Genomic DNA, 21341 nt, shown 5'->3' with positions numbered 1-21341 from the left:
GTGGGTTTGGGCCGGGCGTGAGCCCTGGGTTTTGGGCCAGGCGTGAGCCCCGAGTTTGGGCCGGGCGTGAGCCGTGGGTTTTGGGCCGGGCATGAGCCCCGAGTTCGGGCCAGGCGTGAGCCGTGGGTTTTGGGCAGGGTGGGGCTCGGCCTGCCTGGGGCGGGGTCGGTGCCCGGATCGCTAGTCCAGATAGCCGCGGAGCTGATCGGCGAAGGCGTGGTCGCGGAGCTTGTTGAGCGTCTTCGACTCGATCTGGCGGATCCGCTCCCGCGTCACCCCGAAGATCCGGCCGATCTCCTCCAGCGTGCGGGGGCGGCCGTCGGCCAGTCCGTACCGCAACTGCACCACCTTGCGTTCGCGCTCGCCGAGCGTCGACAGCACGGCCTCCAGGTGCTCGCGGAGCAGCAGGAAGGCCGCGGACTCCACGGGTGAGGCCGCGTCGCCGTCCTCGATGAGGTCGCCGAGGGCCACATCGTCCTCCTCGCCCACCGGGGCGTGGAGCGACACCGGCTCCTGGGCCAGCCGCAGCACCTCGCTCACCCGCTCCGGGAGGAGGTCGAGATGGGCGGCGACCTCCTCGGGGGTGGGTTCGTAGCCGCGCTCCTGGAGCATCCGGCGCTGGACCCGGACCACCCGGTTGATCAGCTCGACGACATGCACCGGGACCCGGATCGTCCGGGCCTGGTCGGCCAGGGCGCGGGACATGGCCTGGCGGATCCACCAGGTCGCGTACGTCGAGAACTTGTACCCGCGGGCGTAGTCGAACTTCTCGACCGCGCGGATCAGGCCGAGGTTGCCCTCCTGGACCAGGTCGAGCATGGTCAGGCCGCGGCCGATATAACGCTTGGCGACGGAGACGACGAGCCGGAGGTTGGCCTCGATCAGCCGGCGCTTGGCCATCCGGCCCAGGACCACCAACCGGTCGAGGTCCACGGCGAGTTGGGAGTCGAGGTCGGGGGTGTTGCCGAGTTTCTCCTCGGCGAAGAGACCCGCCTCGACCCGGCGGGCAAGCTCGACCTCCTCGACCGCGGAGAGCAGCGGTATCCGCCCGATCTCGCGGAGGTACTGGCGGAAGAGGTCGGCGGAGGGGCCGCTGGTGTCGGCGCGGGCGGGCGGCTCGATCGGTTCGATCGGTTCGACGGGCTCTACGACGGTATCGACGGGCTCGACCGACTCGACCGACTCGGCGGGCTCGGCGGATTCCGCTTCGGGGGCGCCGTCGGGGTCGGGGTCGGCAGCTACGTCGGCCATGGCGTCCGGTGCGGCGTCCTGGTCGGTCTCCGGTGCACCCTCCGGGGCGAGGTCCGCCGGGTCCTCGGGCACGGCCGGCGCTACCGGTGCGGCGCCGGGCGGGCGGGCGGACACGGGGTGCGGCGACGCCGCGAGGGCCGCGTCGGTGAGGGTCTGGGTCTGCACGGGGGCGACCTCCAGGGTGATCGCTGCTGAGGGGGCAGAACGATCGGGCACGGCACGGCGGCCGCGCCGCCGTCCGTCCCGTACATCATGAGCGGATCTGCGGGGGATTCCGGCCCTACCTGACCAACACCGCCGCGCTCCGAGGACTCAGGCACCACACCCCAGTGTGGGGTACGACACAGGCCCCCCACGAGGGGCGTGCGGGCATTTTTTGCTCAGCGGCCCGTGACCGTACGACTACCCGGCGGCTACAGCGCCCCCTACGGCTCGCCCGCCAAGGCACGAACGCGCTGGCCGGAACCCATCCACCGGCCCTGACCCCCCTCTGCCCCGCTCGCCCTACAGCGCCGCCGCGCCCCGGTCCCGGAGGGACTGGCCGTACTGCTGCAGCACCCACAGCTCGTTCTGCACGGCGGCGAGGTGGGCGGGGTCCGCGTGCTGCCCCAGGCGCTGGAGGGCGCCCCGCACCTCGGTCACGCGCTGATTCACCGCGGCCAGCCGTACGGCCACCAACTGCACGCCCGCGTACACCTCGTCCGGGTCGCGGCGGGTGTGCGGCGGCTCGACGGCGAGCTCGGTGACCATGGCCCGGACCGTGTCGTCGGGGGCCGCTTCCCGGACCCGGGCGAGATAGTCGGCGTCCGCGGCGGCCGTACCGCCCGCGTCCTCGATGGTGCGGCGCACCGCCGCGTACGGCGGGGCGGTGAACTCGTCGATGCCGTAGGCGTCGAAGGCCGGGGAGACCAGGTCTGGATGCTGAAGCGCCAGCTTGAGCAGCTCACGCTCGACGCGGTGGGCGGGACTGCGCAGATTCAGCGCCGGACCGCGCGGGACCGGCGGCGCGCCCGCGGCACCAGGGCCTCCGGGCCCGCCCGGCCCGCCATGGCCTCCAGGCCCGCCATGGCCGCCCGGACCGCCGCCGCGCTGGTCACCCCGTCCGCCGTACCGGGACCCGCCCGGGCCGCCGCCCCGCTGATCGCCTCGGCCACCCTGCTCCGGGCCGCCCGGGCCGCCGTTCTGCCTGCTGCGGGCCAGCCCGCGCACCCTGCGGATGATCGACTGCTCCTCCGCCTGGGTGGCGATGCCGACCATCCCGATCAGCCGGATCGCATAGCGGTCCCGCAGCCCGGGATTCTTGATCGCCGCGACGACCGGCACCGCCTCGTCGACCGCGGCGATACGCCCCTCCTCGGTGTCCAGGTTGTACCGGGAGACGATCGACTTCAGCGCGAAGGCGAACAGCGGCGTACGGCTGTCGACCAGGGACGCCACGGCCTCGTCGCCGCGGGCCAGCCGCAGTTCGCACGGGTCCATCCCGTCGGGCGTGATCGCGATGGAGGTCTCGGCGGCGAACCGCTGGTCGTCCTCGAAGGCGCGCAGGGCCGCCTTCTGCCCGGCCGCGTCGCCGTCGAAGGTGAAGACGACCTCCGCGCCCGCGTTGTCCATCAGCAGCCGTCGGAGGATCTTGATGTGGTCGCCGCCGAAGGCGGTGCCGCAGGTGGCGATGGCGGTGGTGACTCCCGCGAGATGGCAGGCCATGACGTCCGTATAGCCCTCGACCACCACTGCCCGGCTGGCCTTGGCGATGTCCTTCTTGGCGAGGTCGATGCCGTAGAGGACCTGGGACTTGCGGTAGAGCGGGGTCTCGGGGGTGTTGAGGTACTTCGGTCCGTTGTCGTCGTCGCGCAGCTTCCGGGCGCCGAAGCCGACGACCTCACCGGAGATGTCCCGGATCGGCCACATCAGCCGGCCCCGGAAGCGGTCGATGGGGCCGCGACGGCCCTCCTGGACGAGCCCGGAGAGAATCAGCTCCTTGTCGGTGAATCCGCGGCCGCGCAGATAGCGGACGAGATGGTCCCAGCCGGCCGGGCTGTAGCCGACGCCGAAGTGCTGCGCGGCGGCCTGGTCGAAGCCGCGCTCGGCCAGGAAGGTGCGGCCGATCTCCGCCTCGGGGCGCTCAAGCTGCTCGACATAGAACTGCGCGGCCGCCTTATGGGCCTCGACCAGCCGGGTGCGCTCGCCCTGCTGGCGGCCGGGGGTGTAGCCGCCCTCTTCGTAGCGCAGGGTGATGCCGGCCTGGGAGGCCAGCCGCTCGATGGTCTCGGCGAAGGAGAGGTGGTCGATCTTCATGACGAAGTCGACGGTGTCTCCGCCCTCCTGGCAGCCGAAGCAGTAGTAGAGCCCCTTACTGGGGCTGACCTGGAAGGACGGGGATTTCTCGTCATGGAAGGGGCACAGGCCCTTGAGATTGCCACCCCCCCCATTGCGCAGCTGGAGGTATTCGGACACGACGGCGTCGATCGGGACCGCTGCCCGGACCGCCTTCACGTCGTCATCATTGATCCTGCCTGCCACGCCCGAATTCTACGGCCGGGGTCCGACACGGCTGTCCGTCGCCTGCCGGACCCCGGTGGGAACGTGCCCCAGGGCCTACGGGAGCAGCGAGGTCAGCGGGACGGACGGGTCGGCCAGGGCCGCCACGTCGAGCTGGTCGCCGCCGCGGATGAGCCGTTGGATCGATTCGGTGACGTCCCAGACGTTGACGTTCATGCCCGCGAGCAGCCGGCCCTCGTTCAGCCAGAAGGCGATGAACTGCCGCTTGCCGACGTCGCCGCGCACCAGCACCTGGTCGTACGAGCCGGGCGGGGCGTAGCCGGAGTACTCCAGGCCGACGTCGTACTGGTCGGAGAAGAAGTACGGCACCCGGTCGTACGCGACGTCCTGGCCGAGCATGGCGCGGGCCGCCGCCGGGCCGCCGTTCAGCGCGTTGGCCCAGTGCTCGACGCGCAGCCGGGCGCTCTGCGGGAGTGCGGCCCGTACGGGGGTGCCCTCGAGGAAGCCGAGCGGGGCGGAGGCGACGTCGCCCGCCGCGAAGATGTCCGGGTCGCTGGTGCGCAGCGAGGTGTCGACCGCGATACCGCCGCCCGCCGCGCGGTCCACCACCTCCAGCCCCGCGGCCTCAGCGAGGGCGGTGCGCGGGGCGGCGCCGATGGCGGCCAGGACGCTGTGGGCGGGGTGCTCCTCGCCGTCGTCGGTGAGGGCGGCCAGCACCATGCCGTCCTGGCCGGTGATCTCGGTAAGGCGGGCACCGAAGTGGAAGCGGACGCCGTGCTCGCCGTGCAGGTCGGCGAAGAGGGCGCCCAGCTCGGGGCCGAGGACGGGGTGGAGCGGGGTGGGCTCGGGCTCGACGATGGTCACCTCGGCGCCGTAGCCGCGGGCGGCAGCGGCGACTTCGAGGCCGATCCAGCCCGCGCCCGCGATGACGAGCTGGCCGTTGTCCCGGCCGAGGGTGGTGAGGACGCCCTTGAGCCGCTCCGCGTGGGCGAGCCGGCGCAGATGGTGGACCCCGGCCAGATCGGTGCCGGGGATGTCGAGGCGGCGCGGCTCGGCGCCGGTGGCCAGCAGCAGCCGGTCGTAGTGGACCCGGGTGCCGTCGCCCAGGGTCACCGCCTTGGCGGCGCGGTCCAGGTGGACGGCGGGCAGGCCGAGGTGGAGCTCGATGTCGGCCTGGGCGTACCAGGCGGGTTCGTGGACGAAGACGCTGTCGCGCTCCTGGCCGCCGGTGAGGAAGCCCTTGGACAGCGGGGGCCGCTCATAGGGGTGGTCGCGCTCGTCACCGATGAGGATCACCCGCCCGGTGAAGCCCTCCGCTCGCAGGGTTTCCGCGGCTTTCGCCCCGGCCAGACCCCCTCCGACGATGACGAATGTCTGGTGTGCGTCGACCACTTGTGTCCTCCTCGCTGCCGAGCAGTGCCGAGCAGTGCCTCTATGAGTGCCTTACCCCGGTCGCGTCAGGTCGTGCTCTCCGAAAGGGGCGCCAAATGCTGTGCCCATGGCTGTGCCAGAGGCTGTGCTGAAAATCCGTGCCCGAAACCTGTACCGAAAGCTGTGCGGCACACTGTGCCGAATGCTGTGCCGATAGCTGTGTCACAGGGGAGCCTCCCGCACGGCGAGTGCGTCCGGAAGGGCCCGTACGCCGGACGTGTGCACGCAAGCCGGATCCGGCGGGCGGCGGTTCACACGGTGAGCCGGGCGTGGAGCCACCGGGCCGAGGTGTCGGTCAGGGAGCCGATCTGGTCGACGATCGCCCGCAGCCGGCCCCGGTCGTCCCCGGCCGCGTCGAAGAGCGCGCGGAACTGGGGGTCCAGGCCCTCGGGGGCGCGGGCGATCAGGGCATCGCCCAGCTCGGCGATGACGACGCGCTGATCGGCCCGGACCAGCTCCTGGTCGGGGCGCTGGATGACATACCGGTCGGCGACCGCCTTGAGGACCGCGCACTCCAGACGGGCGGCGCGGGGGACGACCAGCTCGGCGTGGTAGCGGGTGAAGCGGCCCGTGCCGTACGCCGCGCGGGTGGCGCCCTCGGCGGCCAGGCAGAAGCGGCCGATGAGCTGGCTGGTGGCGTCCTTGAGGCGGGCCTGGGCGACGGACGAGCCGTCGTAGCGGTGCGGCCACCACTCCTGGCCCAGCAGCCGGTCCAGCGCCTCGGCCAGCTCTCCGGGCTCGGCCCCCGGGGCGTAGCGGTCGGCGGCGACGGCGAAGACCTCGCGGCGCTCGGGCTCGGAGAGCAGGCTCGCGGGGTCGAGATGGCCCGCGTGCAGCCCGTCCTCGACATCGTGGACGGAGTACGCGACATCGTCGGCCCAGTCCATGACCTGCGCCTCGAAGGTCGTACGGCCCTCGGGGGCACCCTGCCGGTACCACGCGAAGATCGGGAGGTCGTCCTCGTAGACCCCGAACTTCGGGGAGCGGGGGCTGTACGGATGGCCGCCGCGCGGCCAGGGGTACTTGGTGGCGGCGTCCAGCGCGGCGCGGGTGAGGTTGAGGCCGACGCTCACCGGCTCACCGGCCTCCGGACCGGGCACGAACCGCTTCGGTTCGATCCGGGCCAGCAGCCGCAGCGACTGCGCGTTTCCCTCGAAACCGCCGCAGGGCTCGGCGATCTCGTTGAGCACCCGCTCACCGTTGTGCCCGAACGGCGGATGGCCGAGGTCATGGGCGAGGCAGGCCGTCTCCACCAGATCCGGGTCGCAGCCGAGGGCGGCCCCCAGCTCACGGCCCACCTGGGCGCACTCCAGGGAGTGGGTCAGCCGGGTGCGGGGCGTGGCGTCGTAGGCCAGGGCGCGCCCGGCCGGTCCGGGGTCGGCGGCCGGTGTGGCGGGCACCACCTGGGTCTTCCCGGCCAGTCTGCGCAGCGCGGCGGAGTGCAGCACCCGCGCCCGGTCCCGCTGGAAGGCGGTCCGGCCCGGCCGCTTGTCGGGCTCTGGCGCCCAGCGCTCGAGGTCCGCCGGGGCGTAGCCGGGGACGTGGCCGGTGTCGGCCTCGGGGGCACCGGTCGGAGGGGCCGGATCCGGTTCAGGAGGTGCGCTGCGACTCATACACCGACGGTAGCCGCCGGTGGTGACAAGGGCGCAAAGGCGAGGGTCTGTTCGTACCGGCGCAGTATGAGACGCGCCACCGCCGGGTGGGCGCCGAGCGGGGCGGCCGCGATCCTGGGGGCGGCGGGTGCGCATGGGGTGACGCCTGCGCCGCCTTGGGCGGCATTCGCACACCGGGCAGCGTTCACGCACTGGGTGGCGCTTGCGCCCTGGGCGGCGTTCGCACACTGGGCGGCGTGCGCGCACTGGGCGGCATTCGCGGACTGGGCGACGTTCGCGCACTGGGTGGCGAAGCGGCCGGGCGCGGTGAAGTAGGAGGCGATCGCGATCCGGTCATGGCCGAGGGCGGCCAGGGCCCGTACGGCCTCGGGCACGGTGGGCCCGGAGCCGGAGGCGTAGCCGGGCAGGACGGGCACACCGCCGAGCCGGGTGCTGAGCAGGGCGGCGGTCCGGGCCACGTCGACGGCCGCGTCCGGGTCGCGGGAGCCCGCCGCGGCCAGGACGACGCCCGCCCGGTGCGAAGCCGGTACGCCCGCGACGCCTGTCCTGTGCGGAGCCGCGACGCCCGCGACGCCTGTCCCGTGCGGAGCCGCGACACCCTCCCCGTGCGGAACCCCGGCCCGGTGGCCTGCCTCCGCCAGCCGGGCGTGCAGCGCCTCGGCGAGCAGCGGGTCCGGGCCGAGCGGGGCGGCGATCCGGGCGGCGAGGTGGGGCGCGGCGGCGACGGCGTCCGGGATGTCTTGTTTGGTGTGGTAGCCGCGGCTCAGGAGCAGCGGGACGAGCACGGCCTCGCCGCGCAGCGCGGCCAGCGTGTCGGCCAGCAGCGGCCGGTTGAGCTCGATATGGCCGAGACGTACGGGCAGTCCCGGGCGGAGCGCGCGGACGCGGTCCAGGAGTGCGGTCACGGTGCGCAGCGCCTCGGGGTCCCGGCTGCCGTGGGCGACGGCGACGAGCGTCGGCGGGCGGTCGCGGCCACCCCGGCGGACGTCGTGGCGGCTGCCAGGACGGCTGCTGTGGCCCAGCCGGTCGAGCTGAGTGGTGAGCTGTGCGGTGAACTGGGTCATGAGCCGCTGGGCACTGTCGAAGTCCGCCGTGCTGTCCATATCGGCCGTGCCGTCGGGGCCAGGAGAACCGGAGGGGGCGTCATGACCAGAGCGTGGCAGCGGCAGATTGCACCGCCGTTGCGCGGCCGTGACGGGTGGTTGCGCCGATTTCACCGGCCGCCGGGCCCCGTGCTGAGGTCCGCTTCCCGCAGGCGTAATCCGGGGCGACACGGGCCGTAACACGGCCGTAGCACGCTCCTTGGCATGGCGCACGTTCCCGGGGAGCACTCCCCCGCCCCCGACCCCGCCCCCGTCGACACGCACTGCCCTTACTGTTCGCTCCAGTGCGGGATGACGCTGCGCCCGCTGCCGCCGGGCGGCGGATCGGACGAGAGGCCGGGCGGTGTCGAGGTCATCGAGCGCACCGCCTTCCCCGTCAACCGCGGCGCGCTCTGCGGTAAGGGCCGCACCGCGCCCGCTGTGCTCTCCTCCCGGGTGCGTCTGACCGAGCCGCTGGTCCGCCGCCCTGACTCCGGTCGGCTCGAACCGGCCACCTGGGAGGAGGCCCTCGACCGGATCGCCGAGGGCCTGGAGGCGACCGGCCGGGCGTACGGCCGCGACGCGGTGGGGGTCTTCGGCGGCGGCGGGCTGACGAACGAGAAGGCGTACGCGCTGGGGAAGTTCGCCCGGGTGGTGCTCGGCACCTCGCAGATCGACTACAACGGCCGGTTCTGCATGTCCTCGGCCGCCGCCGCCCATCAGCGGGCCTTCGGGCTGGACCGCGGGCTGCCGTTCCCGCTGGCGGACGTGGCCCGCACCGGATGCGTCGTCCTCGTCGGCTCGAACCTGGCCGAGACCATGCCGCCCGCGCTGCGCTATCTGACCGAGCTGAAGGAGGCGGGCGGCCGGCTGATCGTGGTCGATCCCCGGCGTACCCGTACGGCGGAGCAGGCGGATCTGCATCTGGCGCCGCGGCCCGGCACCGATCTCGCGCTCGCACTGGGGCTGCTGCACCTGGTGGTCGCGGAGGGCCGGGTGGACGAGGAGTTCGTCGAACGGCGTACCAGTGGCTGGCCCGAGGCGCGGGCCGCCGCGATGGCCCACTGGCCGGAGCTGGTGGAGCGGATCACGGGCGTCCCCGTCCCTGACCTCCGTAAGGCGGTCACGATGTTCTGCGACGCCGAGAACTCGATGGTGCTGACCGCCCGGGGCCCCGAGCAGCAGTCCAAGGGCACCGACACCGTCGGCGCATGGATCAACCTGTGCCTGGCCACCGGCCGCGCGGGCCGCCCGCTGTCCGGTTACGGCTGCCTGACCGGCCAGGGCAACGGCCAGGGCGGTCGCGAACACGGCCAGAAGGCCGACCAGCTACCCGGCTACCGCAAGCTGGCCGACCCGGCCGCGCGCGCCCATGTGGCGGCCGTATGGGGCGTCGAACCCGACGCCCTCCCCGGGCCGGGGCGCAGCGCGTACGAGCTCCTGGACGCGCTCGGGCGGGACGTCCGGGCGCTGCTGCTGATGGGCTCCAACCCGCTGGTCTCCGCCCCGCGTGCGGCCCATGTGGAATCCCGGCTGCGGTCGCTGGACTTCCTCGCGGTCGCCGATGTCGTGCTCTCGGAGACCGCCGCGCTCGCCGATGTCGTCCTGCCGGTGGCGCAGTGGGCCGAGGAGACCGGGACCATGACCAACCTGGAGGGCCGGGTCATCCTCCGCCGGGCGGCCCTCACCCCGCCGCCGGGCGTCCGGACGGACCTGTGGGTGCTGAGCGGGCTCGCGGCCCGGCTCGGCTGGGAGAAGGGGTTCCCGGCCGACGCGGAGGAGGTCTTCGAGGAGCTGCGGCGGGCCTCGGCCGGCGGCCCGGCGGACTACTCGGGCATCACGTACCGGAGGATCGCGGAGGAGGACGGGGTGTTCTGGCCCTGTCCGGAGCGCGCGGAGGAGACCGCCCGTAAGGGCGCGGAGGGTGCCGACTCGGAAGGCACGGAGCGGGCCGCCAAGGGGACGGAGCGGGCCTCCGAGGACGCGGAGGGCACCTCCAAGGAGGCGGAGGGGACCCACTCGGAGGGCGCGGAGCGGCCCGGTCCGCATCCCGGTACGCCACGGCTGTTCCTCGACCGCTTCGCCACCGACGACGGGCGGGCCCACTTCGCCCCCGTGAGCCATCGCCCGGCCGCCGAGGAGCCGGACGCGGCGTATCCGGTCCTGCTGACGACAGGCCGGGTGCTGGCTCAATACCAGTCCGGCGCCCAGACCCGGCGCGTCACCGAACTCAACGAGGCCGCACCCGGCCCCTACGTCCAGCTCCACCCGCTGCTCGCCGAGCGGCTGGGGGCGGCCGAGGGCGTGCCGATCGCGGTGGTCTCCCGGCGCGGCCGCGCCGTGGCCCCGGCCCGCATCAGCCGGGACATCCGGCCGGACACGGTGTTCATGCCGTTCCACTGGGCGGGGCCGGGGCGGGCCAACACGGTGACGAACCCGGCGCTGGATCCGGTGTCGCGGATGCCGGAGTTCAAGGTGTGCGCGGTGCGGCTGGAGCTGGCCGAGGGCTGAGGGCCGAGCGCTGAGGGCTGATCGCCCCAGGGCTCAGCGGGTCCAGCCGTCGACCTCCTTCAGGTACGCCGCCCGCGTCTCCTCGTCCAGGAAGGCGGCCTCGAAGGAGTTGCGGGCCAGGGTGCGCAGGGTCGTCTCGTCGAGGCCGAGCGCGTCCCGTATGGCGGTGAAGTTGTCGCCCACGTGGCCGCCGAAATAGGCGGGGTCGTCGGAGTTGACCGTCACCAGCAGACCGGCGTCCAGCATCGCGGGCAGCGGATGGTCCTCCAGGCGGTCCACGACGCGCAGCCGGACGTTCGACAGGGGGCAGACGGTCAGCGGGGTCCGGTCCGCGACCAGCCGGGCCACCAGCGCCTCGTCCTCCAGGCAGCGCACCCCGTGGTCGACGCGGTCCACGCCGAGGATGTCCAGCGCCTCCCACACATACGCGGGCGGCCCCTCCTCCCCCGCGTGCGCGACGCACTTCAGCCCGGCCTCCCGCGCGAGCGCGTACACCTCGCGGAACTTCGACGGCGGATTCCCGACCTCCGCCGAGTCCAGGCCGACGGCGGCGATCCGGTCCAGGTGGGGGCGGGCCGCCTCGAAGGTCGCCAGGGCCGATTCGGCGCTCTCGTCGCGCAGGAAGCACATGATCAGGCGCGTGGTGATGCCGTACGTCCCCGGCGCCGCGTCCAGCGCGCGGCCGATCCCGCGGATGACCGTATCGATCTCGACGCCACGGGCGGTGTGCGCCTGCGGGTCGAAGAAGATCTCGGCATGGCGCACACCCTGCTCACGGGCGCGGGCGAGATACGCGTTGGTGAGGTCGGCGAAGTCGTCCTCGGTGCGCAGCACGGTCATCAGCGCGTAGTACAGGTTCAGGAAGTCCTGCAGATCGCTGAAGGAGTACGCGGCCCGCAGCTCCTCCTGGGTGGCGTACGGCAGCTCGACCCCGTTGCGCTCGGCGAGCGCGAAGGCCAGATCGGGCTCCAGGGTGCCCTCGATGTGGAGATGGAGCTCTGCGGTGGGGATCGGGGGCATGGAGGGGATCACCTGCTGGTTTCGCTGACGGGGGGAGTCACTCAGCCTATCCGGGCGGCGGACCCGCCCCGAGCGCTAGGCTCGGCGTCGCCAGCAGTGCACTCAGGGACACAGGAGGCCACCGTGAGCAGTCAGCCGACCGAGGCGAGCGCTCCGCTGATCCCCATGCCGTCGCTGACTCCGGACGCGCTTCGGGCGGCAGTCGCTCAGATCGTTCCGAGTCGCCTCCCAGAACTGAACGAACACCTGGCGAGCGCGGCAACCAGCGCGCAGCGCACCAGCAGTGTGGGGCCGCTGAGAGCCTTCACCGCGCATTGGGGAACCGTCGTCAACATCGAACGCTGGCCACAGCGCGCCGCCCGCTTCCATGCCTGTGAGGACCTGGCCGCGGATCCGCTGGCCGACCCGGAAGAGGCTCGCGCGGCGGCGAGTGAGATCGGCCGCATCCTCCGGGCCGCGGGCGAGGAGATCGGTGCATGAGCGATGCGTGGAGGTGGGAGTACGACCCGGACGCGGCACACGTCGTGGGTGGTCTTCCGCCGCATATCGTCACTGAAGTGGAACGACTCGCCCATGAACTGGCCGTGCTGGGGAGAGACGCCACCGAGGTGGGCGCCGGTCACCGGCTGCGCAATCTGCCCTTCCTGGATGTGGGGCTGCTGTACTTCCTGCCGGTGCCCAGCCAGCAACTGATCGCGGTGGTTAACGTCACCTGGGCCGGGTGAGGCAACCGCCACCCCCTCTCCGGCGTCCCACAGCGCGACCGGATCGGTGATGCGGAAGGGGGAGCGCATGCTGGGGTGGGTGCGGGGGCGGTTGCCGCGGACGCGGCGGGGGTGGCGGCGGCTGGTGCAGGGGGGCGTCCTCGTCTGCGTACTGGCCCTGCTCCCCGCGACCTGGCTGCGGCTGAGCACGGACGACCGGATCCATACGGTCGCCGATGTGCCCTCGGCCCCGGTGGGGGTGGTCTTCGGGGCGGGGCTGTGGAACGGGGAGCCGTCGCCGTATCTGGCGCATCGGCTGGACGCCGCCGTGCGGCTCTACAAGGACGGCAGGGTCCGTGCGCTGCTGGTCACCGGGGACAACAGCCGCCATGACTACGACGAACCGGACGCGATGCGCGGGTATCTCGTCAAGCGCGGGGTGCCGGACCGGCGGATCGTGAGCGACTTCGCGGGGTTCGACACCTGGGACTCCTGCAGCCGGGCCCGGCGGGTCTTCGGGGTGCACAAGGCGGTGCTGGTGAGCCAGGGGTTCCATGTGCGGCGGGCGCTGGCGCTGTGCGGGGCGGCGGGGATCGACGCGTATGGGGTCGCGGTCGACGAGCCGCACGATGTGACCTGGTACTTCGGTGGGACGCGGGAGGTCGTGGCGGCGGGCAAGGCGGCCCTGGACGCGGCGTTCGAGCCGGATCCGCACTTCCTGGGGCCGCGGGAGCGGGGGATCGAGCAGGCGCTGGCGGGGCGGGGGGCCTACGGCTCCCGCTGAGCGGTCGGCCCAGCCTCGCCCCCTGTCACCGGTCGCCGGTCGCCGGTCGCCGGTCGCCGTCAGCCGATCGTCGTCTCCGACACCACCCACGCCAGATAGTCCTCGCTGCCGTTCACGATGGGCATCGCGATGACCTCTGGCGTCTCGTAGTCGTGCGCCTCGCGGATATGGGCCTCCAGCTCGTCGTAGCGCGCGGCGGTCGTCTTGAACAGCACCTGCCACTCGGCCGCCGTCTCGACCTCCCCCTCCCACCGGTACACGGATGTCACGGGCTGGCTGATCTGCGCACAGGCCGCCAGCCGGGCCTCGATCGCCCCGCGGGCCAGCGCCTCGGCCTTCTCGGGGGTGTCGGTGGTGGTCAATACGGTCAGGTAGTCGGCCACTGCTGCGGTACCTCTCTCCACGGCGCGGTCGTACGGCGCGGCTGCGAACTGGCGCCCACCACGCTAGCCGGTGAGGATTGAGGGAACCCGCCGACGATCAGACCGGACCGATCGAGGGGCACTCATGGATGACCTCACCACGCTCGCGCGCCACCATCTGGACCAGGCCAAGGCCGATCCGCACGGGCGCAGCGCACATCTGTTCCTGCACGACGGCCCGCTGCGGCAGAGCGTGATCGCCATGGTCTCCGGCTGCGAGCTCGATGAGCACAACGCTCCTCCGGCGGCCAGTCTCCAGGTGCTGCTCGGGCATGTGCGGCTGACCGGCGGCGGTGACCGGTTGGATCTCATCGCGGGCCAGGTGCAGGAGATCCCGCATGAGCGGCACGGGTTGCGGGCGTTGGAGGACTCGGTGGTGCTGCTGACCGCCGTGACCGCCACGCAGGGCTGCCCCACCCCCTACGAGGACGCGGCCACCGCCTGACGGCAACCTAGTCGCTTCCCCCGCCGCCGCCACCGCCGCCGCAGGAGTGGTGGCCGCCTCCGTGGCTACCACCGTGGTCGCCACCGTAGCCACCGCCGTGGCCTCCGCCATGGTCGTCGCCCCACGCGTGCGTCTCGTAGAAGGACTCGTGGTCGGGGTAGCCGGGGTCGTAGGCGATGAGGACGTGCCGCTCCCAGTAGGCCGGATCGCCGTTCGGGATGGGTATCGCCGCGCTGACGGCCTTGCGCCGCACCGGCTCCGGGAGGACGACGGGCCCGTAGAAGACGTACGAGGGGAGCGCCCCCGCCCGCACGGCCGCTTCCACGCGGCGTCGGCCCGTGCGGGTGGGGCGGCCCCGGAGGCGGGTGAGCAGACCGCCGGAGGCGAGCCGGTCCCGGATCGCCTCCAGCTCGGGTCCGCGGAGCAGCGTGGGGACCACATGGTCCACCGGCTTCGGGCGGGGGCACAGCGCGATGAGCGCGCGCTCGACCGGGTGCCCGGCCTCCCCCGCCTTGGCGTGTATCCGGGAGCGCCGGAGGGTGATCACATCCCGCTCCTGAAGCGCTATCAGGAGGGTCTGGATCACCCACCGCCGCCCGCCCACCAGATAGGCGATGTCATAGAGGTCATAGAGGTCCGGCGCCTGGCCCGCCGCCTCCTGTGGCTCCGCCGAGGCGGGGCGTCTGAATATGGCCCACATCGGAATGCCCCCGTCCATCCACGTCCATCCGAACTACTCACTTACCGTCAGTTTTGTCCTTCTGAACGGTGATGAACCCGGATCGACGTGGTTTCAGAGCGGGATTTGAGCTTTCCCGCCCTTATCCGGACGGGGTCGTGACGGACACCTCGGCGGACGGGCCGGTGCCGGTGGCCGTGAGGGCCGCGATCGAGAAGGTGTACGCGGTGGATGGGCGCAGATTGCCGATCACCCGCAGCATGCCCTTGGCCCGGGGCTGGGCGACCAGGACGTCGCGGCCGGTCACGGTGACGGTGCGGCCGTCGGAGACGGTGATCCGGTAGCCGATGACCGGGGTGTCGCCGGTGGTCTTGGGCGGCGTCCAGGACAGCCTGGCGGCCGTGGCCTCCGCGTTGACCTTCACGCCGGTGGAGACGGCGGGCAGAGCGCCGGAGCCGTCGGCGGTGGGCGTGACGGGGGCGGCGGCCGGCGACCTCTCGCTCTGCCCCACCCGGTTTTGGGCCGTGACGGTCACCGTGTACGGCGTGCCGTTGGTGAGCCCGTCGACCACCGCGTACGCGGTGCGCTTGAAGCGCGCCGCCGGGACGGTGGTGGAGACGGCGTGGGTGCCGTTGGTGGCGGTGACGGTGTACGAGGTGACCGGGGACCCGCCATCGACGTACGACGGGTTCCAGGTGACGTACGCCGAGCCGTCCGCCGCGAAGTCGCCCACGCGGGTGGGTGCTTCGGGTACGGAGCGGGTGGCGAACGTGCGGCCGAGCAGCCCTCGGTAGCGGGGTTCGAGACCGGCCGCGGCCACGATGCCGGCCGGGGCCTTCGAGGGGTCGGCCAGGATGTGGTTACCGGACGTCACCACGCCCTTGTCGTTGCCGTCGCGGTCGCCCTGCTCCCAGTAGTTGCCGACGATGCGGGTCGGGTCGTTGTTGCCGAGGTTGTCGCGGTAGTCGACATGTGCGCTGAGGACGTTGGCCTGGGCGCCGTAGAGGACGTTGCCCTCTACCGTGACGTAGGTGCAGCCGTTATCGGTGTAGATGGTCCGGCCCAGCCCCCACCCGTCGTGGATGACATTGCCGGTGATCTTCTCGCCGTTGTCGAGGGAGCTACCGGTGAGGCCCTGGGTGTAGACGCCCGCGCCGTCGTCGAGGGCCTGCATGTAGTCGAAGATGAGGTTGTTGGCCACCGAGTTGTCGTGCGACACATTGGCGGTGGCCGGTTTGCCGATCTTGTCGGGCCAGCCGCCCCAGCCCATGGAGATCGCCGAGTAGCCGACATGGTCGATCTGGTTGTGGGCGATGGTGTTGTTCTGGGTGTAGCCGTTGAGGATGGCGACACCGCCGTGGTACTCGCGGGGCAGCGCGTAGAGGTGGTTGTTCGTCACCGACACCTTGCGGGTGAGGTCGGCGTCGCTGCCGGGCCGGGGGGCATCGACCCCGCCGATCTCCATGCCGTTGCCGGAGATGTCGGTGAAGACGTTGCCGCGCACGGTGGTGTTCCGTGTTCCGGTGCCGAGTTCGAGCCCGGCCGCGCCGAGGTGGACGAAGGCGTTGTCGGAGAACTCCAGGTCGCGGCCGTGGCTGATGGCCACGTTGCCGGGCATCCTGGTCCAGGACGCGTACGGGCAGGTGCCGCCCGGGGTGTATTCGCACAGCCCCTGGGTCTTCCAGCCCTCCGCGCCGGTCACCGTGTAGCCCGCCTGCACCTCGGAGAAGCCCTCGGGTGAGGAGGGGGTGAGCCAGGTGGCGTACGAGAACTGGATGCCCCGCAGGGCGATGTCGTGCAGTGGCGCGCTTCCGGTGCCCCGCCCGTCGACCAGCTTCTGCAGGACCGGCGCCTCCACATCCGCGGTGCGCGGGTTCTCCCCGGAGCGCGGGCGGTAGTAGACGGTGCGGGTGTGCCGGTCGAGGTACCACTCTCCGGGCTGGTCGAGGACCTCGTAGGCGTTCTCGACATAGCCGGGCAGTGCGTCACTGGTGAGCTTGCCGGGGCCGACCATGTTGATGCTGCGGCCGGGGATGTCGGGGAACTCCACGCGCTTGGTGGAGTTGTCCCAGCACGGCTGGGCCATGGTGACGGTGGTGCCGGTCATCGAGCCGATCGGGCAGCGCGGTTCGGTCCAGGGGCCGAGGCCGTACTGCTGGATGTTCCACAGCGCCTCACCGCTGGGGTAGACGAACTCGATGTCCGACGGATTGCGCCAGCGGGCGAGGGTGTCGGCGGACGCGGTGTAGCCGGTGGCGGTGGACTTGAGCGTCACCGGTATCGGCCCGCGCGCCCGCTGGGCGCGGACGCCGTTCACGTAGAGCTGCCGGGTGTTGTCCAGCCCGGCGGGCGCGGGCGCCGACCACAGCCCGGACCTGCCGTTGACCGGCTTCCAGTGCTGGACGGCCCGGCCGCCGCTGAACACGGTGCCCTTGCTGCCCTGCCAGATGACGCGGTGCCCATTGCCCCCGGAGTCACGGGAGTCGAGGACGAGCGGGCGGGCGAGGCGGTACGTACCCGGCGCGAGGTGCACCGTGAGGTCGGCGGCGAGCCGGTCGGTGCGCTGCCGTACGAGGTCGCGGGCGCGCTCGGGGGTGCGGACGGGGGCGGTGCGGGTGCCGGGCGCGCGGTCGTCGCCGCTCGGCGCGACATACACATCGGGGGCGGGGCGAGGCGCCCGCGCGACGGCGTCGGCGGTGCCGCCGAAGGCGGCGCCGAGGGTGGCGAGGACGGCCGCGACGGCGGCGAATCTCGGGGCCTTGCGGGCGGTCCGGGTGCGTGAGCGTACGTACTCCGACATGTCCCTCCCTGCGGAACCTTGCTGGAACCCTGTTGGAACCCTGCTGGAACTCGTGGAGTGGCCCCGGGAAAGGTAGGATCTATAAGAGGAACACGTCAATATAGGCGGCAGAATCCGCCTTACTTCGCCCCTAGGGCGTCAATTCATTGGATCTATCGGCCTGGTGTTGGCCTCATGGGCGGGGCGGGAGCACCGGCCACCGCCGACGCCCCCGCCCAACCGCCCAACCGCCCAACCGCCCAACCGCCCAACGGTGCGTCAGGACACCGTGTCGTAGAGGACGGCGAACCGGCCGCGGGCCTCGCCGTCCTCCGACAGCCGCCAGCCCGCGCTGACATGGCCCCGGACCCCGGCCGTCTCCGCACCGGACTCCGGACGCAGAACGCGCGTCACCTGGAGAACGACCCCGTCGCCGACCAGCAGGCGGGTGCCGTCCGGCCCGTTGGCGACGGCCGACGCCTCGGCGACCCCGGCCGGGACCTCGAACCCGGCTCCGGTCACCTCGGCGGTGACGGAGGGGTCGGGGGTGTCGGACAGGCTCTGCGCCTGCGGTTCGGCGCGGCCCTGGAGGAGTGCGAGCAACTGGCCCACGAGCACCGGGTCGTGCGCCCCGTCGTAGATCCACCGCTGCCCCAGGACCCCGTGCTCGGTCGTGCCGATGAGGGCCTGCCCGGCTCCGGCGAGCGGCGCCGCGCGGTAGGTCATCGGTACGTGGTACCAGGCGGGCCGATCACCGGCGTCGTCCCGCACCACCATGAACTCGATCCCCACCTCGCCCTCGGGGTCGTCGAGCCGGAAGCCACCGACCCTGGACAGCTCCGGCGCGCGCTGGGCGACGGCGTACCACGGCTGCCCGGGCAGCCAGGCCGTGAGCAGCTCCACCTTGGTCGGACTCATCGTGGTCTTGTGAATGATCGACATGACGGGAGAACGCCTTGCCCCGGCGTGTGCTTCCCACGGAACGCGCGAGGGCCCGGCGCGCCGTGCGCGCCGGGCCGCCGGCCGATCCCCCCACGGGCCGGCCGGTGGTTCAGGAGCGGGTCGCCTCGACCGCCGCGCTCGTCACGTCCGCGGACCGGTCGTCGGCGCGGTGCCCCTCCTTGATCACCACGATCTTGCAGGTCTTGGACGGCTTACCGGGCTTGGCCGGCTCACTGGGCCTGGTCGGCTTACCCGGCTTGGTCGGCGTCGTGGGGCGGGCGGGGACGGCGGAGTCGTCGTCCTTGGTCCCGGCCTTGCCCTTGATGATGACGACCGTGCACACCTTGCCGGGCTTTCCCGGGAAGGCGGGGATGGTGGGGATGGCGCAGACGTCGCCGTGCCCGCGGGCACCGTCCTTCGGCGCCACGGTGACCGTCTTACCGTCGGCCTTGACCGCCGCGGTGGCCTTGCCCACCTCGGTCAGCTCGACCGACTTGGCGGAGCTGGCGGAGTTGGCGGGCTTGGCGGGCTTGACGGCCTTGGCGCCCGGCACCGCCCGGCAGATGGCCGTGTCGCTGGGCTTCGACTTCGCGTTGGAGGCGGAGGCCGACGCCGAGGAGTGAGACGAGGACGAAGCCGAGGCGGGGACCGCGGCCCCCAGCGCCAGGGCACCGGCCGCCATGGCGAGCACGACACCGCGCCGCTTCGCGGTCGTGGCACGAGGCAGGAAATGAGACATGGGCACAGCTCTCCTTCATTCGGGGAGTGGAACTGGCTGCCGAAGGACCATTGATCCGTCGGCGCACTCACCGTGGCGCACCGATGCTGAGTCCTCGCTGAACCGCCTGAGGCGCCGCTGAAACCGGTGCCGGTTCAGCGGGGCCTCAGCTTGCCCATGCCATCCTGACCGCGTGCGCATACTGGTGGTGGAAGACGACGCCCGGCTCCGCGAACTGCTCACCGAGGGCTTGGAGCAGGAGGGTTTCACCATCGAGACGGCGGCGGACGGGCTCAGCGGCCTGGCGCTCGCCCGCTCCGGCGGATACGCGGCGATCGTGCTGGATGTGATGCTCCCCGGGTGCTCCGGCTATCAGCTGTGCTCGCGGCTGCGCGAGAAGGGCGACTGGACGCCGATCCTGATGCTCACCGCCAAGGACGGCGAGTACGACGAGGCCGATGGGCTCGACGTGGGCGCGGACGACTATCTGACCAAGCCGTTCTCCTTCGTCGTCCTGATCGCACGGGTGCGGGCCCTGGTGCGGCGCGGCGGGCTGGACCGGCCCGACGTGCTGGAGCTGGGCGATCTGCGGCTGGAGCCCGCGGCGTTGGCCTGTGCGCGGGGGAAGGAGGAGGTCACGCTCACGGCCAAGGAGTTCGCCGTGCTGGAGTACCTCGCCCGGCGCGCGGGCCAGGTGGTCTCCAAGTCCGAGATCGTGCAGAGCGTGTGGGACACCGCGTACGACGGCGGGGCCAATCTGGTCGAGGTCTACATCCGGAGCCTGCGCCGGAAGATCGACGTGCCGTACGGACGGCAGTCGATCCGCACGATACGGGGCGCGGGCTATCTGCTGGCCCGCGACGGAGGGTGAGACGGTGGGGCACATCAGCGCGGACGCGGGGCGCACGGCGGACACGGGGCATATCGCGGACGTCGGCCAGGGCGTGCGGCAGGACGTCGGCCAGGACGTCCGGCAGAACATCGGGCACACGGCCGACGGTGAGGACCCAGGGGACACGGAACGCCGCCGCCCGCGCCTGACGTCCGGGTTGACCGTGCGCGCCAAGGCCGTGCTGGCGGCAGCCGGAACCGTGGCCTTCGCGATCGGGCTGTGCATGCTGGCCCTGGTGCTGGCCCTGCAGCACAACCTCCGTGCCAGCGCCGACCTGGACGCCCGGAACGCCGCCGTGGCGATCAAGGGTCAGCTGGCGCAGACCCACCCCGCGCCGCAGCGGGCGTTCATCGTCGCCCCCGGCCAGGTGACGATCAAGGACGTCTCCGGCCGGACGGTCACCCCCACCATGCCGACAGAGACCGGCTCGCAGCAGGCAGAGGCCACCCCGCAGGACTCGGCGGGTTCCACGATGCTTCCGGCCGAGCCCGTCGAGCCCGTCGAGGCCGGGCAGCCGTACAGCGTGAAGGTGAGCCCCTCGACCACCGCCGTCGACAACGCCACCGGTCTGCTGCTGCGCCAGGCCGCCCCCGCGGCCGCCGGTCTGGTGCTGTTCGTGGCGGGGCTCACCTGGCTGCTCGTGGGGCGCGCCCTGCGCCCGGTCGCCGCGATGCGGCAGGAGTTCACCGAGATCACCGAGCGCGATCTGCATCGCCGGGTGCCGGTGCCCCGGGCGCGGGACGAGATCCACCGGCTGGCCCGGACCATGAACGCCACGCTGGACCGGCTGCACCGGGCCATGACCCGGCAGCGGCAGTTCGTGGCCGACGCCTCGCATGAGCTGCGCAGCCCCATCGCGGCCGTGCGCGCGCAGCTCGAACTGGTCCTGGCCCGCCCGTCGCGTACCGACTGGCCGGCCGCCGTGCACAAGGCGCTGCGGGACACCGACCGGCTGCAGGCCGTCGCGTCCGATCTGCTGCTGCTCGCCCGGCTCGACGCGCAGGAGGCGCCGCGCACCGCGGCGGTGGATCTTGGCGCGCTGGCGGCCGAGGAGGTACGACGCCACCCGGGCGCGCTCACGTTGGCCGGGGAGCGGGAGCGGGCGGCCGTCGTGACCGGCAGCCGGGTGCAGCTGTCCCGGCTGCTCACCAACCTCGCCGACAACGCCCGCCGGCACACCCGTACCACCGTCTCGATCACCGTGGCGGTCCGCGGTGGCCAGGTCGAACTGGCCGTGGACGACGACGGTCCGGGCATCCCCGAAGCCGACCGCGAGCGCGTATTCGAGCGGTTCACCCGGCTGGATGATGCCCGGGCCCGCCAGGACGGCGGCACCGGTCTCGGACTCGCCATCGCCAATGACATCGCTCACGCCCACGGTGGCACCCTTACGGTGCTCACCAGCCCGCGGGGCGGGGCTCGTCTGCTGTTGTGTCTGCCGCGAACGGACGTCGCCCAACCCTGACCCCGGTGCGGACGCGCCGTCTCACTCGTGAGAGTTTGGCAACTACCGGACCAGACTGATCAGTTGGTCAGTAGTATCTGCCCTTTCCTGGCCGTGTCCCAGAT

18 protein-coding genes are annotated in these 21341 nt (G+C 72.5%); 7 read left to right on the top strand and 11 right to left on the bottom strand.

Features of this window, described 5'->3' with window-relative positions; genetic code table 11:
* Positions 1–180: 180 nt before the first annotated feature.
* From J5X86_RS09960 to J5X86_RS09940, 5 genes are all read right to left on the bottom strand, one after another.
* Positions 181–1416, bottom strand: a complete 1236-nt coding sequence (locus J5X86_RS09960) for an RNA polymerase sigma factor (protein WP_208516364.1) — start codon at positions 1414–1416, stop codon at positions 181–183.
* Positions 1417–1755: 339 nt separating this feature from the next.
* On the bottom strand, positions 1756–3771 hold the full coding sequence (dnaG, locus tag J5X86_RS09955; protein WP_208516363.1) for a DNA primase: 2016 nt from the start codon (positions 3769–3771) through the stop codon (positions 1756–1758).
* Positions 3772–3846: 75 nt separating this feature from the next.
* A complete protein-coding gene (locus J5X86_RS09950) occupies positions 3847–5142 on the bottom strand; it encodes an FAD-dependent oxidoreductase (protein WP_208516362.1) in 1296 nt (431 codons plus the stop codon).
* Positions 5143–5432: 290 nt separating this feature from the next.
* Positions 5433–6794, bottom strand: coding sequence for a deoxyguanosinetriphosphate triphosphohydrolase (locus J5X86_RS09945; RefSeq protein ID WP_208516361.1), 1362 nt, complete (start codon positions 6792–6794; stop codon positions 5433–5435).
* Positions 6791–7897 carry a CbiX/SirB N-terminal domain-containing protein gene (locus J5X86_RS09940; protein WP_243979952.1) on the bottom strand — a complete coding sequence of 369 codons (1107 nt, stop codon included), beginning with the start codon at positions 7895–7897 and terminating at the stop codon, positions 6791–6793. Before J5X86_RS09940 ends, J5X86_RS09945 begins: the two co-directional genes overlap by 4 nt.
* A gap of 204 nt (positions 7898–8101) precedes the next feature.
* Between J5X86_RS09940 and J5X86_RS09935 the strand changes: the two genes are divergently transcribed.
* Positions 8102–10387: a molybdopterin oxidoreductase family protein gene (locus tag J5X86_RS09935; RefSeq protein WP_208516360.1), complete on the top strand. Its 2286-nt coding sequence runs from the start codon at positions 8102–8104 to the stop codon at positions 10385–10387.
* A gap of 33 nt (positions 10388–10420) precedes the next feature.
* On the opposite strand, the gene J5X86_RS09930 is transcribed toward J5X86_RS09935, so the two are convergent.
* The gene (locus tag J5X86_RS09930) at positions 10421–11407 is read right to left on the bottom strand and encodes an adenosine deaminase (protein WP_208516359.1); all 987 of its coding nucleotides are present in this window, start codon (positions 11405–11407) and stop codon (positions 10421–10423) included.
* 123 nt (positions 11408–11530) lie between these two features.
* Here J5X86_RS09930 and J5X86_RS09925 point away from each other — a divergent pair, with 123 nt between their 5' ends.
* The 3 genes from J5X86_RS09925 to J5X86_RS09915 all read left to right on the top strand — a co-directional run bounded on the left by J5X86_RS09925 (position 11531) and on the right by J5X86_RS09915 (position 12895).
* Entirely contained in the window at positions 11531–11887 is a 357-nt protein-coding gene (locus J5X86_RS09925; RefSeq protein WP_308124486.1) for a hypothetical protein, read from the top strand.
* Positions 11884–12132, top strand: coding sequence for a hypothetical protein (locus J5X86_RS09920; RefSeq protein WP_208516358.1), 249 nt, complete (start codon positions 11884–11886; stop codon positions 12130–12132). Before J5X86_RS09925 ends, J5X86_RS09920 begins: the two co-directional genes overlap by 4 nt.
* Before the next feature lie 67 nt (positions 12133–12199).
* Complete coding sequence (locus J5X86_RS09915) at positions 12200–12895, top strand: vancomycin high temperature exclusion protein (RefSeq protein ID WP_208516357.1); 696 nt, start codon at positions 12200–12202, stop codon at positions 12893–12895.
* A 59-nt stretch (positions 12896–12954) separates the two neighbouring features.
* On the opposite strand, the gene cutA is transcribed toward J5X86_RS09915, so the two are convergent.
* On the bottom strand, positions 12955–13278 hold the full coding sequence (cutA, locus tag J5X86_RS09910) for a divalent-cation tolerance protein CutA (RefSeq protein ID WP_078641256.1): 324 nt from the start codon (positions 13276–13278) through the stop codon (positions 12955–12957).
* 124 nt (positions 13279–13402) lie between these two features.
* Between cutA and J5X86_RS09905 the strand changes: the two genes are divergently transcribed.
* Positions 13403–13762 (top strand): cupin, encoded by a 360-nt coding sequence (locus J5X86_RS09905; protein ID WP_208516356.1) that lies wholly within the window; start codon positions 13403–13405, stop codon positions 13760–13762.
* Positions 13763–13769: 7 nt separating this feature from the next.
* On the opposite strand, the gene J5X86_RS51925 is transcribed toward J5X86_RS09905, so the two are convergent.
* From J5X86_RS51925 to J5X86_RS09885, 4 genes are all read right to left on the bottom strand, one after another.
* Entirely contained in the window at positions 13770–14462 is a 693-nt protein-coding gene (locus tag J5X86_RS51925) for a TIGR04222 domain-containing membrane protein (protein ID WP_208516355.1), read from the bottom strand.
* 121 nt (positions 14463–14583) lie between these two features.
* Positions 14584–17241 carry a fibronectin type III domain-containing protein gene (locus tag J5X86_RS51920; RefSeq protein ID WP_208516354.1) on the bottom strand — a complete coding sequence of 886 codons (2658 nt, stop codon included), beginning with the start codon at positions 17239–17241 and terminating at the stop codon, positions 14584–14586.
* Positions 17242–17499: 258 nt separating this feature from the next.
* Positions 17500–18162 carry a 1,4-alpha-glucan branching protein gene (locus tag J5X86_RS09890; protein WP_208516353.1) on the bottom strand — a complete coding sequence of 221 codons (663 nt, stop codon included), beginning with the start codon at positions 18160–18162 and terminating at the stop codon, positions 17500–17502.
* A 109-nt stretch (positions 18163–18271) separates the two neighbouring features.
* A complete protein-coding gene (locus J5X86_RS09885; RefSeq protein ID WP_208516352.1) occupies positions 18272–18901 on the bottom strand; it encodes a hypothetical protein in 630 nt (209 codons plus the stop codon).
* 172 nt (positions 18902–19073) lie between these two features.
* Here J5X86_RS09885 and J5X86_RS09880 point away from each other — a divergent pair, with 172 nt between their 5' ends.
* Positions 19074–19751, top strand: a complete 678-nt coding sequence (locus tag J5X86_RS09880; protein WP_014060459.1) for a response regulator transcription factor — start codon at positions 19074–19076, stop codon at positions 19749–19751.
* Between the two features lie 4 nt (positions 19752–19755).
* Positions 19756–21237 carry a HAMP domain-containing sensor histidine kinase gene (locus tag J5X86_RS09875; RefSeq protein ID WP_308124485.1) on the top strand — a complete coding sequence of 494 codons (1482 nt, stop codon included), beginning with the start codon at positions 19756–19758 and terminating at the stop codon, positions 21235–21237.
* Positions 21238–21341 lie beyond the last annotated feature (104 nt).

Source organism: Streptomyces sp. NEAU-YJ-81, from assembly GCF_017592595.1.
Classification (GTDB): Bacteria; Actinomycetota; Actinomycetes; order Streptomycetales; family Streptomycetaceae; genus Streptomyces; species Streptomyces hygroscopicus_B.
Note: the sequence above shows the minus strand (reverse complement) of the source record. Positions and strands in the feature narration are given on the sequence as shown.